Here is a 17,115-nt window from a genome sequence, read left to right as displayed (position 1 = left end):
CTAAGTGCCTAAGTGCCAAGGACTGGAAGATATTATATCAGACATTGGTTCAGGTATAGAAGATATTGGAAATGATATTGGTAAAGGATTAGAAGAAATTGGTAAAGGTATAGATGATATTGGTTCAGATATTAGTGGCATTTGAGAAGATATCTCAAAAGGATTTGAGGATTTTACAAAAGACGTAGGAAATTTTTTTGAAAAAGGTTGACAAGGGATAGAATCATTTTTTAGTGATTTATTTGAAGGATTAGACTTTTTACTTTATGCTGTACCAATAGTTATTGGAGGAGCAATTGCTGTTGCAATAAGTGTCAAGATTTATAAGGTAATAACTAAACTGCAAAAAGATAAACTAGTACGAATGAATCTTAAAGATGCGCAACGTCAAAGAAAACTTAATAAAAAAAATAGTCCATTATTAGGAACACTTAGTGATAAAATTGTAAAAAGTAAAGATAAAATTAAAAAAAGAGAAGATAAACTGCAAGAAGCAGAAAATAAGCTAAAAAATTTAAAAGCAAAAAATCAAAGATTAGAAGAAAAAGAACTTAATAAACAAGTTAAAATAGCTAAAAAGTTAAAAAAAATTAATAATTTTCAAAATGAAGTAAATGATAGTGAACCGTTAATTACTAGAAATAATTCTTCAACTTCATTTTCATTATAATATTTTTCTTATTTAAAAAAAGATTGCAATTGCAATCTTTTTTATTGTCAATAATATAATATTTTATTCATAATATTATTTTTATAAATTATATTAAGTTAGTTGTTAAAGAATGATAATTAATGACTGAATTTTGTAAAAAATGAAGTTTTATAAGTAAAAATATAGTTACTCTAACTTATCAATGTTATAATTTATCAATGGAATAACTAATATTAATTTATGAAAATTTAGATAGAAAGGTGCTATTGCCATTAATATGTTTTTTAAAAGTGTAAAATTCAAGAAGACAAATGATGATTTTGAAACAGATGATAACTCTGAATCAGAAGTTAATATAGAAGGAAAACAAGAAATAATTACACCTTTTAAACAGTATAAAAGTAAAGATAGTAAAAATCTTTTTGCTAAAAAAATGTTATTAAAAAGAAAGCAATCAAAATTAAATAGTAAGAAAAAATTTAGTGTTCATGATTGAGACATTGATAATACTAATTATGTTTTTATTGATTTTGAAATTGCAAATTCGAATAAAACAAGTGCTTGTCAATTAATTATGATAAAAGTAACACAGGGTAAAATTGTCAAAACTTATAGTTCGTTAATTAAACCACATCCCGAAGAATTTACTTTTTCTCATGTTCATGGAATTACAAGTGAAAGCGTATCTTTAATGTCAAATTTTAAAGAATTATGAGTAGACATTGTTACTTTTTTTACTGAAAATACTGTTGTTATTGCTCATCACGCTAACTTTAACATTAATATCTTAAGATCATTAATTAATCATTATGATTTAGAGTGCCCTAATTTTTTTTACATTTGTTCAGTTAAGTTATTTAGAAGAACATATGATTATCCTAATAACCGTTTAAGTGCTCTTGCTCATAGTAATCAAATTAAATTTGATCATCATGATCCATTGGCAGATGTTACCACTTTACATAAATTAATTAATATACATTTCAGTGAACATTACCATTTAAAAACTTTATGTAATAATCTTAATATTAAAATGGGGAGATTATTTGGTGATTCTTTATCTTAATTAATATAAGATGTATTTTTATATATAAAAATACTTTTTAAGTTTAAAGGTATAGTAAATAAAAATTTGCAAATTTAAAAATTAACATTATAATTATACTTATGTAGGGATATTAAGATAAATTATTTAAGTCAAATTGTATACAAAAGAGGTTACAGTTATGGAAAAAGAAATAGATGTTGCATATGTTTTATCACCATTGGATACAGTCACTAATGTTAATGACAAAAGTGTCTTTTCAATAAAAACACATCTTGTGCTAATAAATAAAATACTTAAAAGTAAGTAATTACTGGCTTTAAATTAGTATTAATGATTACTAGTTAAAACAGTTGCTATTTTTAAGTGCAGCACTAATTCTTTAAATAATATTTATATCTTGTATAAAATATAATCAATTATAATCGAGAAGATTATTAACTAAAATTCAATTTTTATTTAATAAAAGTCTAAAAAGTACATGAATATTTTGCTTGTTTATGATAACATTACTAAAGAAATTAAAAATAAAATTTCTTATTTTTGATGTTATTAATTTTGATATGTAATATTTTATGAAATGGAGGTGAAATCAATGAAATATGACTATGAAATTATTGTAATTGGTGCGGGTCATGCTGGTGTTGAAGCGGCATTATCTTCTGCACGAGCAGGTCATAAAATTGCTATTATTACTCTTGATAAAACTAAAATTGCATTAATGCCATGTAATCCTTCTATTGGTGGACCGGCCAAAGGAGTTGTGGTTCGTGAAATTGATGCACTTGGTGGCGAAATGGCTAAAGCAGCAGATGCTACTGCTTTGCAAATGAAACTATTAAATCATTCACGTGGTCCAGCAGTTTGAGCTATTCGTGCTCAATCTGATAAAATTGCTTATTCACAATATATGCAAAATGCAATAAATAAACAAGAAAATTTAACAATTTTAGAAGTTATGGTACAATCATTAATAATTGAAGAAAACACTGCTAAGGGTGTTATTTTAGAGAATGGTGAAAAAATTACAAGTGAAATTGTGATTTTAACTACTGGTACTTATATGACAGCTTTAACTTTACAAGGTCATAATAAGAAATCAGAAGGACCAGATGGTCAAAGAACAAGTAATGGTATTTCTGAGCAATTAAAAATTGTAGGCTTTAATATGATACGTTTAAAAACAGGAACACCACCTCGTATTAAAAAAAATAGTATTGATTTTGACAAAACTAATATTGAACTAGGTAGTGATTTACCTTTAGCATTTTCACATGAAACTAAAAATTTTTTACCATTAGCAAAACAGTTACCTTGTTATTTACTTTATACAAATGATAAAACTCATACCATTATTAATAATAATTTAGATAAATCACCAATGTATAATGGTGAAGCACAAGGTACTGGACCACGTTATTGTCCAAGTATTGAGGATAAAGTAGTACGTTTTGTTGATAAGCCTCGTCATCAAATTTTCTTAGAGCCAGAATCACTTGCTTTGGATTCAATTTATGTCCAAGGTTTTTCAACATCATTGCCAATTGATGTGCAAGATAAAATGTTGAGAACGTTACCTGGCTTAGAAAATTGTGAAGTATTAAAATGAGCATATGCTATTGAATATGATGCTTTTGAACCAACACAATTATGACCAACATTGGAAACTAAATTAATTAAAAACTTATTTAGTGCTGGTCAAATTAATGGTACTAGTGGTTATGAAGAAGCAGCGTGTCAAGGTTTAATAGCTGGAATTAATGCCCATTTAAAAATAAAAAAAGAAAAACCATTAATTTTAAAGCGTGATGAAGCATATATCGGAGTTTTAATTGATGATTTAGTAACAAAAGGAACAGTTGAACCTTATCGTTTATTAACTTCTTTAGCTGAACATCGTTTATTATTACGAAATGATAATGCTCAAACAAGATTAATTAAGTATGGTTATCAAGTTGGCTTAGTTAGTGAACAACGTTGATCGCAATTTAATATTCAACAAACATTAATGTCCAATATTGTTGAAAAATTAAAAACTATTAAAGTTAGTCCCAATTCAGAAGTTGCTAAGTATATTATTAATAATAATTTAGGTCCAATTCCCGATAATCATATTATTGCTTATGAATTATTAAAACGCCCAGGTGTCAAATTATCAATGTTTACTTCACAGTTACCTTTAATAAATGATTTACAATATCATGAATTAATGGAATTAGAAATTACAATTAAATATTCAGGGTATATTAATCAGCAACTAAAAATGGCGCAACAAACTAATAGTTTAGAAAAAAAACAAATTCCTAGTGATATTGATTATGATTTAGTAGAAAGTATTACTGGTGAAGCTAGAGAAAAATTAAAGCGCGTTAGACCATTAACAATTGGTCATGCTACAAGAATTTCTGGTGTTAGTCCTGCTGATATTCAAGTTTTATTATTTTTTTTAAAACGCAAATATCCAAATTTAAATATTTAATAAATTAGCGATCTTAATTAAAAGATCGCTAATTTTATATATTAAATATTTTACTTGTATTTTAAAGTTCAAAGAAGATTTTGATTTATGATGATCAAAAGAAATTAAACAGTAATAAAAATTGTAAATATGACACAAATTTAAGAGGTGATAAATTTATGAATAACGAAAAACAAAAAGAGTATAAGAAAAAATGATATCAACGCAATAAAGAAAAAATAAAAGAATATCAACAAAGACCTGAAGTGAAAGCAAAAAAGAAAGAATATGCTCAAAGACCTGAAGTGAAGGCAAGAAGGAGAAAATATGATCAAGAGTGATATCAAAAAAATAAAGAAAAAATGAAAGAATATGCTCAAAGGCCAGAAGTGAAGGCAAGAAAGCAAAAATATGAGCAAAAATCCGAGGTAAAAGCAAAAAGGAAAATATATAATCAAAAATGATATCAAAAAACTAAAAAAACAAAACAAGAATTACAATTTAATAATAATTATCAAAAAGAAGTAATGGTAAATGCAATCAACAAATTAGCTGATCAATATCCTCCTGCTGCACATTTTTTAAGTGAAAATCAAAAAATTTGAAAATCTTATTTATAAAATAAAAATAAATTAAAAAAATGAATTGATAAAAAATAAATCTAATTCTTTTTCATGTAAATCATATATAACAATTTTCTTTTCACTTAAAATAAAATTAAGTTGTGATATATAATTTTTATCAATTAATTTAATTAAAATACTATCAGTATCTTTATTATATTTAAATTGAAAATTATATAAACTTAAAAGTGATGATGCTACAAGATTATTGCTTGTTTTTAAAACAAAAATTTTACCAACCCCAAATTTATCAATTGGTCCAGTATAAATTAATTTACCATATTCAATAATAGTACAATTATCAATAATATCTTTTGTTTCATCAATCATATGAGTTGTTAATAAAATAGTTTTTCCTTCTTTTTTTAAATCTTGTAAAACAGAAGTAAAAAATTTTCTTGATTCTGAATCTAAATTAGCTCCTGGTTCATCTAAAATAACTAGGTTTGGATCATGTGCTAGGGCAACAATTAACATAATTCTATTTTTCATTCCTGAAGAAAATGAATTTAAAGATTTATTACGTGATTCTCATAAACCAAAATTTTTTAATAATCTTTCTAAATTTATTAGTAATTTACTTTCTGAAATTATTGTTGTTTTACCTAAAAATTTCAAAAAATTATAAGCACTTAATCCTTGAGGAAAATTTTCTATATTCAAAGAATAACCTAAACTATTTTTTGAAAAAGTTGTTCCCGCTTTATAGCCATTAATGGTAATTAATCCTTCGTAATTACTTTTTGGAATAGCACCAATAATTGATTTCAACAGTACTGATTTACCACTTCCTGAACGGCCAACTAAAGCATGAATAGTTCCTTCAAATACAGTAAAGCTAATATTATTCATGTGAAATTTCTTAAATTTTTTACTATAGTTTTGAACATTAATTAAAATTTTATTTTTATCATTTGTTGACATAAATACTCTCCTAACTAACTTATCCAATATTCTTTTTTAAGAAAAAACAAAATGATAAGAAAAATAAAACAATACACAACACACCGTAAAATAAACTAACAATCAAATTATTTTGTATGCTTGTAGTATTATTAACATCAATTTTATATTCGCTATTTAAATGAAAAGTAAAATCAGGATAACTAAATAAAGTATTTTTTTGAACATTAAAATCAATACTTGATAAAGCTAATGGTTTAAATCAAAAATTACCATAACATCCCATATAATTTGTTCACATTTGGTTTCAGTGCTCAATAAAATTAAAATAGTTAATCAAAGTATATAAATTCATATTATTTTTAAATGCAATAAAATTTTCATCATTTAAAACTTTTTCTGATTTAACTTGATAATAAATTCATATTTGATTATAAATGTAATCTTCCACAGTTCTTAATAAAATATAAATTGGATTAAAAAAAAGATTATCATATTTGTTACGTAATGGACTGCTAAATTTAACATAATATCCACCATCTTTAAAAGCTCTTGTTCAATCATCACTAGTTAATGTTTTTTTATTACTACCTTCCTCAACATAAGATTTAGCAAGATCATATTCTAACAAATCGGGTATTTTTGATTTTTGTAAATAACAAAAATTATTAATTTCAAATTCATTATTATAATCTTCATATAATTGTAATAAATCTTTTTGAGTATCTTTATTAGATTCTTGAATCTTTTGTTTTAATTCTTTTAAATTAATAAAGTATTTATTAAAAACTAAAACTATTTTAACTGTTTTGCCATTAAAATCATTATGTCCATTTCAAACATCAATTTTACCTTCCATTTCACCACTATTAAATGAACTATTTAAAAGAAATCCTTCTTTTTTATAAAAATCTTGTCTTTTACTAATAACTTCTTTTTTATTAATATCTTGTAATTCATCAATTGTTAAACTATTATAAAAATCAGCAATATCTTTAGTTAAATTAGGATAACGAATTAATCCCATTTTATAATATTTATTAAATAACATTGCTTCTTTAATTTGTTTAACCAAATAAGGTCCAACACCTTCTTTAAAAGAAATTGGTAAATTTTCTGTTTTATTTAATATCAAAGAAGAAGGTAAACCACCCAAAAGGAATAAACTACAAAAAATAACAAATATTAAAAAAACCTTTTCTGATGAAAAAAACGCTAACATAGCTACAGATCCATTAGTTACTAAAATTGAGAAAAAAAGTAAAAAAAGAAATAATTTTAAAATAATTAAAATATAAAATTTAATATATATTATTTTTAGAATTACCCCTATGATGCCTCCAAAAACTAATAAAGTAATAATATTAGATACTATAAAAAATAATGAAGATAAAAATAACACGAAATATTGTGAAAGGATAATTACTTTTCTTGAATATGGCCTTGTTAATATTAGAAGAAAAGAATTATCTTCAAATTGTGTACCAAATAACTTAATAGAATTCATTAAAGCAAAAATAAAAAGAAAAATGCTATATAAAATCATAATATAATATTGAAAAATAATGAAAAAAGTATTTGAACTTAATTTCAAAGTAAAAAAAACAATCGCTATTGTTAAAGATATAAATATTGATAAAATAAATAAAAAAACTGTAATAAAAGAATAATAAACCTTAATAAAAATAAACTCTAATAATTTACCTAAATTTGCTTTTTCAACCATACCTCTCTTAAATAACCTCTCAATGTATTAGTTTATAATATTTTTATTTAAAAAAACAATTTTATTAATTTAGAAACAACAATATATACTAGCAATTATATAATCAATATTAAGCATAATATGAAAAATTTCTTAGTAGAATTTTACTATGTTTTATATAATAAATCTTGTTTTAATAGTATTAAATACAGTAAATGTTAAATTTTAAAACTAGTTATTATTTTAAAAATAAAATAAGTAAAAACATAAAAAAACTTATAAAAAATCACTAAATATTATATTATTGGTGTTTATTATAAAACTTTAAAACATAATATAAAAAACAATTTTAGAATAATATAAAATGAAGTAAATATATTCAACAATTTAAATATGTCTTTAATTTATTAAATTAAAAACATATTTTATCCAACTTTGATTTTAATAATATTATGTTTTAAAACAAAAAATAATCATTTTTTATTACTAATTTCAATAATAGTTGTATTGAATATATTTAAATATATAAAAAGATTTATTTAAGGGGGTATAAATTATGAAAAAATTATTAAGTATTTTGGGGGCAATAATTTTAAGTACTACTGCTACTACAAATATTATTGCTTGTGGTGGAAATAATGATGAACCAATACCAGAAGAGCATGGTAAAGAACAAAGTGATACTGATTTATTAAAAATAGCAGAAGAAAAAATTAATAGTTTATTTGGTGAACTAATAAAAGACAAAAAAAATATTTTAAGACCAGATAACTTTGGTAGTTCTGGACAAGAACTATTAACTGAAATTAATAAAATTCTTGATAACCAAGAAATTACTAATCAAGATTTAACTAAACATTTTTATGACATAATTAAAGAAAACATTAGTAATTTTGGTGCTGAACTACGTAAGGATTCTAACTTAAAGTCATTATTTTCTGGTATTAATATTAATGAAATTTTAAAGTTAAATACTGATAAATCAAAAATTACTAAAGCTGAATTTAATGAATGAAAAAATAATAATGCTTTTGGGATGGATGATTATAATAAAGAAAAGTATCACATTGAATCTTGAAATCTTTTAAAATCAAGTTTAAAATTTGATTTAAAATGAAAGGATTTTGATGGTAATACATTAGATCGTGAATTAAGTATAGATTTTTTTGATATAAACTTTATTAATCAAAATGCTAATACTGAAGGTGTAATTGAAAAAGTAGCAAGCAAAATTGAAGATAATTTAAAAGATTATACTGTCGAAACTACTTTAGATTTAAAATGAAATATTTCAAAATGATGAAATAGTAATGAGTTAAAAGAAAACATTTTAGAAAAGATAAAAACAAAATTGGGAGCTAAATTTATTGCTCGTGATCAAACGAAATTTCATAATTATCAATTGCCAAATAATAATAATAATAATAATTGAAGTGTTACTAAAGAAAAACAAAATGATTTTCAAAGTATGGCACAAAAAGTATTTTTAAATCAATCAGGTTCTGATGTTAAATCAATTTTTACTAATAAAGCTAATTCATATGCACAAACCTTTGAAAACAAATTTGAAAATTGAAAATATAGAAGCAAAATTACTTCAGATCTAGATAAAGTAAGTTTGTTCGGAGAATTTGAAATTAATAGTTGAACATATCATAATTTAACATTAAACCCTATTAAAATTCCTGTTGTCATCCGCGATACTATGTCAACACAAAATCGAATTAATAGTACTGCTGATAAATTAGCCAAATTTTGTTCTAAAGATGGTATTTGAAACAATCGCCTTACTATCAGTAAGTTTGAAGGTAACTTTACAATGAAAATGAATAAAAATGATTTTAAAGCTTACGAAAATAATAATTTTAGTGATAGTTTAAGATATTTACAAGATAAAACTACTGATTTAGCAAAAAAGAATGGTTTTTTTCAAAATAATGATTCACTAGAATTAATTAATTGTCATGAATTAGGGCAAAAAGGTCTTAGATGACAAAACACGCAATTAAAATCTAAATTAAAAAATAATAAATATATTATAGATAATTTGTCTTTAGGTACCATTGATATTTGAATGTATTTTAATGGTTATGTTTTATCTTTAGCGTATTCTTTTGCTCCAACTTATGCGGTAATAGAAGGCGATGATAATAATGTTTGAAATTAATATATAATTTAAAAAAAATTATTAAACCTTAAAGATAGATAATACAAAAATTAGTAGTTTTTTAATTGAAAAATTACTAATTTTATATATTAAATATTTTTTTAAAATGAAATCTTTTTTGATTTTAATTTTTAAAATTTAGAATAGATTGCATTTATGATAAACAAAAATAAAAATCGTAAATATGTTCAAATTTAAGGGATGATAAATTATCAATAATAAGAATCAAAAAAATTGAAAATCTTATTTATAAAATAAAAATTATATAAAAAGTATTAACTATATTAACTATAATTAATATGTTGGTAACACAACACATTTATTAATTTTTTAAATTTAAAAACAATTAATTATCAAATAAAATTGACTAAGTAAAATAAAAGGAGTAGTAAGATTTATGAATAATTCAACAGAACAATCAAGAAATGAACCAACACATTTATTAGAAGAAAATATGACAAGCACAAGTACAAGTTGTTGACAAAAAGAATTTGGTTGTTGTTGTATTACAATGTTATCATCATCATTACTTTCAACAATGGGCTTCGGTGTTGGTGCAATATATGGTTTATTAAAAAACAATGATGCTAGTAATGTCAATAGTGTCGGTATAGGACTTTTCTTATTAGGAGCTATAACAGGACTTAGATGTGGAGTTGCAATTAATGACTGGTTAATAAAAAGAAATAATAATGAGCATCAAAATAATTTCAACAGTGGTTATGATAATGAGGGATTTTTACAGGAAGTTACTATAATAGATAAAGATGCTAGGCCATTAATAATTTCTTCAAATACAACAAAGACTAGTAAACTAGATAATGGTTTAATAAAGATTGAACAAACACTTCAAGTAGAAATTGAAAAGGATAATGAACAACAATTTCAAGATGGAATCAATGAATATTGTACAAATGAAATGGCAAGAAAAATAAACGATAAAGATTGCTCTTTAAAAAATAATATAGGTCAAAATCCTAATTTTAGACAAATTAAAGCAGAAATTCATAGTATTCCAACTAATTTAAATGATCAGCCATCAACAAGTACGGGCATATATCATTTATAAGTATTAACTATTTTAAAAGTAAGGTAGAAAGGGTCACCTCTAAGTTGCAATAATTATACTCTAGTGAAAAAGTAATTGAAACACTTTTTCTGGAGTATTTTTTATTTTTGTATGAAATCTTGTATTGTTATATTTTCAAATAGCATGATTCATATATAATAAAAATGTATTTTTATTTTTGAATTTTTGTCTTTTAAAATAAACAACTTTTAAAGTTTTAAATACAGTTTCTACAAGTGCATTTTGATATGAAGCATAGCCATCTGTCATGCTTTAATTGACACATTTTTTTCGCACAATTTCAATAATCATGAGTTCTTAAATTGTATTCCACGGGATCAAAGAATACTGTATTGTATAAATTATATTTATTAGTCATATCTTTTAAAGATTTTATAAGGTGTGACTTTTCTTGATTTTTAGATCAGTGATGATGTAAAATTTTTCGTGAATAAAAATCAACAAATGCTCACAAATACAATTTTTGATTATTAATTTTAAATTCACTAATATCTAAAGCAATTTTTTCTATTATTATTAAACTTTAAGCTTCAATGGTATTCATCAGCTTGTTTTAATAAATTAGGTATGTTATAAATTTATGTTGTGCTTTTAATTTTTTGATTTTTTTCCATAAGTTCCTGTTTATGAATTGTTTTTAAAACCTAACTTTTCATTGCTGGAAAAGTGATTTTTTTCTACCAATTTTTAAAATAGCTGCCATTCGCTTCTTATGACCATATTTTGTTGACAAATCATAATCTTTATCACTACTATAGATTAAATTTATTGTTTGACTAGCAACTATCATCAAACTTGTTTTCATTCGGACATCCATGAATACTTCACTTACGATAATCCTTCATTAGAAATTTGTAATAAATTTAATAGAAAAGATTTTTTAAACTTTTTCAATATAGATTTAACAATTTTATAACATTCACAAAGATAAGGTTTAAAGGAAATGGTTTATTTTTTGCGGGTCAGGTTTTGCTTGTGGTTTTTTTCTGTAATTTTGACTGCGGTAGATAAGACTTTTCCAAAATTTCAATTTTAGTTTGTAGTAAAAATAATTCTTTTTCAACTCGTTTTTCATAATTTTTTAATGATTCTTTTGGTCTTTCTTAAAATCTCTACTCACAGTATTTACTTCTCTGTTTTTAATTTAGTTCTTTGAAACTAAACTTTTTTCACCTTGCAAGTATCATTTTTGAATTCAAATATAAATTATTTTTCTACTGATTTTATTTTCTTTGCTTAATGTTGTAGCAGATTTACCAGCAAAATATTGTTCTATGATTTTTAATTTTAGTTCCTTATTATATCTTGTCATAAAAAGAGTCTCCTTACTAAGTTAAAACATTGTTTTTTGCAACTTAGGGGTGACCCTTTCTAATGTTTAGTAATCTGTGTAACTTACAAAAATAACTATGTTTAATTAGTTCTAGTAAATATAATTAATTTTCTAGGAAGAGTGAGTTACAGATGGCTAAAAAGCAAAATATTAATAACAATGATCCAATATCACAAGCAGTAGATTTATTATTAGAACCTGTTTGGAATCTTTTATAAAATAACGTAAAATGACTATATATTTTAAGATAAGGGGTATATATGCATAAAAATTATCCAAGTCATGTTACTAAAGAACAATTTGAGAACATAAGATCAATTTTAGAAAATAGCAAAAAGAAAACAAAACCAAGAAATTTAGATTTATATGAAGTATTTTGTGCAGTTTTATATGTATTAAAAGTGGATGTCAATGGGAAGAATGCTACTAAAATTTTCCAAAATGACAAACTGTATATTATTATTTTCAAATTTGAAGTAAAATAGTGATAAAGAACCTAGCACTTGACAAGTAATTTTAAAAAAAATTGCTAGAAAAGTTCGTATCAATGGTAGAAAAGAACAAAACTAGTTTTTGTATAATTGATTCACAAAGTGTTAAGAACACAGATACTGCTAAAAATAAAGGTTATGATGTTGGTAAAAAATTTCAGGAATAAAGTCATATTGCTGCTGATTCTCTAAGGCTTACCACATGTAATTACATAACTACAGCAGAAAACAGGATCAAAATAAAGTATAATAATGATTGAAAATGAAAAAGAAAATTTATCTAAAGTTCAAAAAATACTAGTAGATGCTGGTTATACTGGTGAAAAATTTGCTTTTAAAATCAAAACAATCATAAATGCAAATGTTGAAGTTATCAAACGTAATGAATTACATTCTTTTGTATTATTGCCAAAAAGATGAGTTGTAGAACGAAGTTTTGCATGATTAGAAAAATGCAGAAGATTATGAAAAAATTGTGAAAGAAAATTAAATACTAGCTTACAAATGGTTGTTCTTTCCTTTATTTCAATTTTATTAAAAAGATCCTAAACAGGTTCTTAGAAAATACTGAAGATTTAACAACAGTTTTTAAAGAGGGAGGATTATATAAAGAATTAACAAAACGTTTAGTTGAAAAAATGTTGAATTCTGAGATGCAAAATTATTTAGGATATGATAAGAATCAACATAGTAATAGTGACAATGCTCGTAATGGTATAAGTTCAAAAAAATTAATAACCCAACAAGGTAAAATTGAAATTGATGTACCAAGAGATCGTAATAGTAATTTTAATCCTGTAATAGTTGCAAAAAGACAAAGAAGATTTGATGGTTTTGATCAACAAGTTCTTTTTCTTTATATGCAAAAGGTATGACATTATCAGATATTAGGAATGCAATTACAAGAGTTATCATGGTGCTGATAGTGAAAGTGTTATTAGTCAAATTGGCTTCGATGATGTTATTGATGACGTCAAAGCATGGCAAAATCAACCATTAGATAGTGTTTATCCGATTGTTTATGGATGGGTGGCACTTGGCACTTGGCACTTAGCCCTTTTTACTAGACCATTAATTTAAAAAACCTGAATGTATTCGAAAAACAATTGTGTTATATAATTAACACTAATTTTGACATGAAAGGATTTTTATTAATGGATAAAATTAAACAAATAGAATTATTTATTAGAAAATTAAATATTAATCAAAAAATTAAAATTATTGATCAATAAGCAATCATCATCTGATTAGACATCTTCAATATCTTCAATTAAATTAGATCAACATATTACTTTTAAAAAAAACAAACAAAACCTATTAAAAAAAGAAATAACCACCTTGATCATTGTAACCATAAATATCAAAAATTACAAAAATTTTTAATTGAATTTCATTCTTACAAGAAAAGGTAGAATTTATGGATATTTACGAATTTTTTTCATTAAAGAATGATTAAACAAGAAAAAACATTCACTTAAATATAGAATTATCAATAAAAATGTAAATGCGAAAATTATGAAAGATCACAACATTCCAAGGTTTAAACAAAACTAAAAATAATAATAGTAAAATAAAAAGACTGCACATAAAATGAATACCTACAATGGATAAAGTCAACAAAATTATAAAATCACAACTTCTTCTAATCAAATTTGACTAATGGATACTAAACAAATCAATACTAAAGAAGGCTGATTATACCTTTTGGTACTATTGATTTTTATTCAAATAATGTTGTTATTATAATAATGTTCTAATAAATCATATAAAGATTTAATAAAACCTGCTCTTGAAAAATAACACAAATAATTTTCTTTAAACAAATCAAAAGCGTTATTTCTTACATTCAGATAATGCTGTTGAATTTTATTGCCAAGACATATCCAGAATTGAATTATTGACAAACAAATAATCTTAAGCAAAAAGCAATCTGATAGATATTGGCGGTAATGGGCTTATCAGAAAACTGATTCTCACATTTATCTCAAGAATGATTACCCAAAGGTTCAAACCAATATTTAACAATCAATGAAGCTATAAATGATGTAAATCAATATGTTATGTTTTATAATTATGAAAGAATACATTCTAAATTTCTAAAACCACCAATTTTACAAATTAAAATTTAGAAAAAAAGTATGAAAGTGGTCCAGTAATTAGGGCCAACCACCATTACCAAACAACTATGGTCAAAGAACAATCCTTCATTTTCAAAAATATAAATTATGTGCTTTAAAATATCCAAGACCTTATCAACAAATTAAAAGTAAACCTTTGTAAATAATATTAATTAAAATTAGTGTTAAACTTAATTAGTAGGATAAAATATTAGTCTATTAATTTAGAAAGGTAATTATTATGGGCAAAATTATTGCAATTGCTAATCAAAAAGGTGGAGTTGGAAAAACAACTACTGCTACTAATCTTGCTGCAGGTTTAGGTATAAAAAATAAAAAAGTGTTACTTATTGATTTGGATCCACAAGGTAGTGCTACTATTTCAATGGGTTTTGCTGCTGATAAAGTTGAACAAGATATATATGATGTTTTAGTACATGATGTTCCATTGGAAAAAGTAATTAAAACTGAAGTTTGTCAAGGAGTAGATTTATTACCATCAACCATTTCTTTGGCGGGAGCCGAAATATTTTTATTAGAGCAATCTCGTAATAAAAGAAATATTTTATTAGAAAAATTAGAACCCGTAAAGGAAGTATATGATTTTATTATTATTGACTGTCCACCTAGTTTAGGATTAGTTAATCGTAATGCTTTAGCTTCAGCTAATTCAGTTATTATTCCATTGCAAGCTGAGTTTTATGCATTAGGTGGTTTGGTACAATTATTATCTACTATTCGTTTAGTACAACAATTATTTAATCCCAATTTAGAAATTGAAGGGATTTTATTAACTATGGTTAATATTAGAACAACTTCTTCTGTTGAAGTTATCAAAGAAATTCAAAAAAATTTTAGAGAAAAAGTTTATAAAAATTATATTCCAAGAAATGTAACTCTAAGTGAAGCACCAAGTCATGGTAAAAATATTTTTAGTTATCGGCCACGTTGCAGTGGTGCTATTGCTTATCAAAGTTTAGTGAATGAGGTGTTAAATAATGTCTAATGATAAAAAAAATCGTATTTCTGCTAAAGGCTTAGCATCAATTTTTGGTGAAGGTTTAAATGATTTGATAACTAACATTGAAAGTTCACCAGAAATTGCTAAAACTTTTTCACAAACTATTTCTCTTGCTAAAATTATTCCTAATCCATATCAACCGCGTGTAGTATTTAATGAACAAGAAATTAAAGAACTAAGTGATTCAATTAAAATTCATGGTTTAATTCAACCAATTATTGTTAAAAAAACGATAACAGATGGTGTTTTTCAATTAGTTGCTGGTGAACGTAGAACTAAAGCTGCAAAATTAGCAGGTCTAACAGAGATCTCTGCAGTAACTATTGAAGTAACAGATCAACAATTAATGGAATTTGCTTTGATTGAAAATATTCAACGTGTTGATTTGAATGCTTTTGAAGAAGCACAGGCATATCAAACTTTAATTAGTAAAATGAAATGAACTCAAGAACAACTCTCACAAAAAGTTAATAAATCACGTAGTCACATTGCTAATACTTTACGAATTTTACAATTGCCAGTAGAGATTTTACAAATGCTTCAACGCAATGAATTAACAATGGGTCATGTTAAACCGTTATTAAGTTTAGGCACTAATCTTAATTTAATGGTAACTATTGCTAAAAGGGCATATAGTGAACAATGGAGTGTTCGTAAGGTTGAAGATGTTATTAAGATGCAACAATTAAGTTTAAATCAAAAACAAAATGTTAATAAAAAGTCAGATCTTCATTTAGTAGCATTAGAAAATACTTTATCAAGAACTTTAGATACTAAAGTAAAAATCAATAAAAAACAACTAATCATCAATTATAGTAATCACAAAGAATTAAATCGAATTTTAGAATTTTTAAAATTAATATAAATTTAAAATGAGTATAAATGTTTTAAAACATTTATACTCATTTTTTATCTTGTAAATTTATTTTATGATATTTCTCTAAAAGGAAATATTAATCCTGAATTAGTATAGATAATTAAGTTTGTAATAAAAACAAATAAGATAGACAAACCAATTGCAATTTTACTTATACCTAGTATGATTAATAACTTTTTTGATATATCATGAGGATAAGTTAAAAGTTTCTTTTCCATATTTTCCTCCTAAAAGTTATATTTATTTTTAAGCCTTACTTATTTATAATTATATACTATTGTAAAAGTTTTTATCATTATATTTGATGTTATAATGTTATTTAAAATAATTTATTTTAACATTGAAAGGAAAATTAAATATGCCAGAAAAAGATAAGAATACGTTATTTAAACGTATTATTTTTAGAAAATATAAAGATGAAATTGATTGAGTAAAAATGATTAATTGTTTGTTTAAAAAAAGAAAAATTTTTGAAGAAGATGTAGCAATTTTAACCGAGTTATTTAATGAAAAAAATAATGATTGATTAAAAAAGTTTAATATTTCTGAGGAAGATGCAGTAATTTTAACTAAATTATTTAATCAAAAAATTAATAATTGATTAGAAAAAGAACAAATTTCTGAAGACAATGT

Annotated in this window: 19 protein-coding genes and 2 pseudogenes; 14 read left to right on the top strand and 7 right to left on the bottom strand. The window is 23.8% G+C overall.

Going from position 1 to position 17,115, the window contains the following annotated elements; genetic code table 4:
• Complete coding sequence (locus tag M0D11_RS02710) at positions 1 to 141, bottom strand: hypothetical protein (protein ID WP_252319863.1); 141 nt, start codon at positions 139 to 141, stop codon at positions 1 to 3.
• Positions 142 to 364: 223 nt separating this feature from the next.
• Between M0D11_RS02710 and M0D11_RS02705 the strand changes: the two genes are divergently transcribed.
• The 5 genes from M0D11_RS02705 (at position 365) to M0D11_RS02690 (ending at position 4,775) form a co-directional block, all read left to right on the top strand.
• Entirely contained in the window at positions 365 to 670 is a 306-nt protein-coding gene (locus tag M0D11_RS02705) for a hypothetical protein (protein ID WP_174480231.1), read from the top strand.
• A gap of 259 nt (positions 671 to 929) precedes the next feature.
• A complete protein-coding gene (locus M0D11_RS02700; protein WP_252319861.1) occupies positions 930 to 1,718 on the top strand; it encodes an exonuclease domain-containing protein in 789 nt (262 codons plus the stop codon).
• Positions 1,719 to 1,878: 160 nt separating this feature from the next.
• Complete coding sequence (locus M0D11_RS06775; protein WP_255495891.1) at positions 1,879 to 2,007, top strand: hypothetical protein; 129 nt, start codon at positions 1,879 to 1,881, stop codon at positions 2,005 to 2,007.
• Positions 2,008 to 2,292: 285 nt separating this feature from the next.
• Positions 2,293 to 4,176 carry a tRNA uridine-5-carboxymethylaminomethyl(34) synthesis enzyme MnmG gene (gene mnmG, locus M0D11_RS02695; RefSeq protein WP_252319859.1) on the top strand — a complete coding sequence of 628 codons (1,884 nt, stop codon included), beginning with the start codon at positions 2,293 to 2,295 and terminating at the stop codon, positions 4,174 to 4,176.
• A gap of 158 nt (positions 4,177 to 4,334) precedes the next feature.
• Positions 4,335 to 4,775, top strand: coding sequence for a hypothetical protein (locus M0D11_RS02690; protein WP_252319857.1), 441 nt, complete (start codon positions 4,335 to 4,337; stop codon positions 4,773 to 4,775).
• A 12-nt stretch (positions 4,776 to 4,787) separates the two neighbouring features.
• Here M0D11_RS02690 and M0D11_RS02685 read toward each other — a convergent pair whose 3' ends face one another.
• Complete coding sequence (locus M0D11_RS02685; protein WP_252319855.1) at positions 4,788 to 5,702, bottom strand: ABC transporter ATP-binding protein; 915 nt, start codon at positions 5,700 to 5,702, stop codon at positions 4,788 to 4,790.
• 19 nt (positions 5,703 to 5,721) lie between these two features.
• On the bottom strand, positions 5,722 to 6,816 hold the full coding sequence (locus tag M0D11_RS02680; RefSeq protein WP_252319853.1) for a hypothetical protein: 1,095 nt from the start codon (positions 6,814 to 6,816) through the stop codon (positions 5,722 to 5,724).
• A 196-nt stretch (positions 6,817 to 7,012) separates the two neighbouring features.
• Between M0D11_RS02680 and M0D11_RS02675 the strand changes: the two genes are divergently transcribed.
• The 3 genes from M0D11_RS02675 to M0D11_RS02665 all read left to right on the top strand — a co-directional run bounded on the left by M0D11_RS02675 (position 7,013) and on the right by M0D11_RS02665 (position 10,622).
• Positions 7,013 to 7,234, top strand: coding sequence for a hypothetical protein (locus M0D11_RS02675; protein WP_252319851.1), 222 nt, complete (start codon positions 7,013 to 7,015; stop codon positions 7,232 to 7,234).
• Positions 7,235 to 7,942: 708 nt separating this feature from the next.
• Positions 7,943 to 9,553, top strand: coding sequence for a lipoprotein (locus M0D11_RS07175; RefSeq protein ID WP_252319849.1), 1,611 nt, complete (start codon positions 7,943 to 7,945; stop codon positions 9,551 to 9,553).
• Positions 9,554 to 9,950: 397 nt separating this feature from the next.
• A complete protein-coding gene (locus M0D11_RS02665) occupies positions 9,951 to 10,622 on the top strand; it encodes a hypothetical protein (RefSeq protein WP_252319847.1) in 672 nt (223 codons plus the stop codon).
• A gap of 60 nt (positions 10,623 to 10,682) precedes the next feature.
• On the opposite strand, the gene M0D11_RS02660 is transcribed toward M0D11_RS02665, so the two are convergent.
• The 3 genes from M0D11_RS02660 to M0D11_RS02650 all read right to left on the bottom strand — a co-directional run bounded on the left by M0D11_RS02660 (position 10,683) and on the right by M0D11_RS02650 (position 11,955).
• Positions 10,683 to 10,892, bottom strand: a complete 210-nt coding sequence (locus M0D11_RS02660) for a hypothetical protein (protein WP_252319845.1) — start codon at positions 10,890 to 10,892, stop codon at positions 10,683 to 10,685.
• Between the two features lie 388 nt (positions 10,893 to 11,280).
• Positions 11,281 to 11,448, bottom strand: a complete 168-nt coding sequence (locus M0D11_RS02655; protein ID WP_252319843.1) for a hypothetical protein — start codon at positions 11,446 to 11,448, stop codon at positions 11,281 to 11,283.
• Between the two features lie 339 nt (positions 11,449 to 11,787).
• Positions 11,788 to 11,955 carry a helix-turn-helix domain-containing protein gene (locus M0D11_RS02650; protein WP_252319841.1) on the bottom strand — a complete coding sequence of 56 codons (168 nt, stop codon included), beginning with the start codon at positions 11,953 to 11,955 and terminating at the stop codon, positions 11,788 to 11,790.
• A 281-nt stretch (positions 11,956 to 12,236) separates the two neighbouring features.
• Here M0D11_RS02650 and M0D11_RS02645 point away from each other — a divergent pair.
• The 5 genes and pseudogenes from M0D11_RS02645 to M0D11_RS02625 all read left to right on the top strand — a co-directional run bounded on the left by M0D11_RS02645 (position 12,237) and on the right by M0D11_RS02625 (position 16,470).
• A pseudogene (locus M0D11_RS02645) lies at positions 12,237 to 13,016 on the top strand (IS5 family transposase).
• Positions 13,001 to 13,490: pseudogene (locus tag M0D11_RS02640) on the top strand (transposase); the annotation flags it as partial. The pseudogenes M0D11_RS02645 and M0D11_RS02640, both read left to right, overlap by 16 nt.
• 917 nt (positions 13,491 to 14,407) lie before the next feature.
• Positions 14,408 to 14,596: an IS3 family transposase gene (locus tag M0D11_RS02635; protein WP_252319839.1), complete on the top strand. Its 189-nt coding sequence runs from the start codon at positions 14,408 to 14,410 to the stop codon at positions 14,594 to 14,596.
• A gap of 229 nt (positions 14,597 to 14,825) precedes the next feature.
• Positions 14,826 to 15,590: a ParA family protein gene (locus M0D11_RS02630; protein ID WP_174480209.1), complete on the top strand. Its 765-nt coding sequence runs from the start codon at positions 14,826 to 14,828 to the stop codon at positions 15,588 to 15,590.
• Positions 15,583 to 16,470 carry a ParB/RepB/Spo0J family partition protein gene (locus M0D11_RS02625; protein ID WP_174480208.1) on the top strand — a complete coding sequence of 296 codons (888 nt, stop codon included), beginning with the start codon at positions 15,583 to 15,585 and terminating at the stop codon, positions 16,468 to 16,470. The genes M0D11_RS02630 and M0D11_RS02625 overlap by 8 nt, the downstream gene beginning before the upstream one ends.
• A gap of 62 nt (positions 16,471 to 16,532) precedes the next feature.
• Here M0D11_RS02625 and M0D11_RS02620 read toward each other — a convergent pair whose 3' ends face one another.
• Entirely contained in the window at positions 16,533 to 16,700 is a 168-nt protein-coding gene (locus tag M0D11_RS02620; RefSeq protein WP_252319837.1) for a hypothetical protein, read from the bottom strand.
• Positions 16,701 to 16,840: 140 nt separating this feature from the next.
• Here M0D11_RS02620 and M0D11_RS02615 point away from each other — a divergent pair.
• A partial coding sequence (locus tag M0D11_RS02615; protein WP_252319835.1) for a hypothetical protein occupies positions 16,841 to 17,115 on the top strand: 275 nt, incomplete at its 3' end.

It is taken from the genome of Spiroplasma endosymbiont of Lariophagus distinguendus (assembly GCF_023846195.1).
Classification (GTDB): domain Bacteria; phylum Bacillota_I; class Bacilli_A; order Mycoplasmatales; family VBWQ01; genus Spiroplasma_E.
This window is presented reverse-complemented; position numbering and strand designations above follow the sequence as displayed.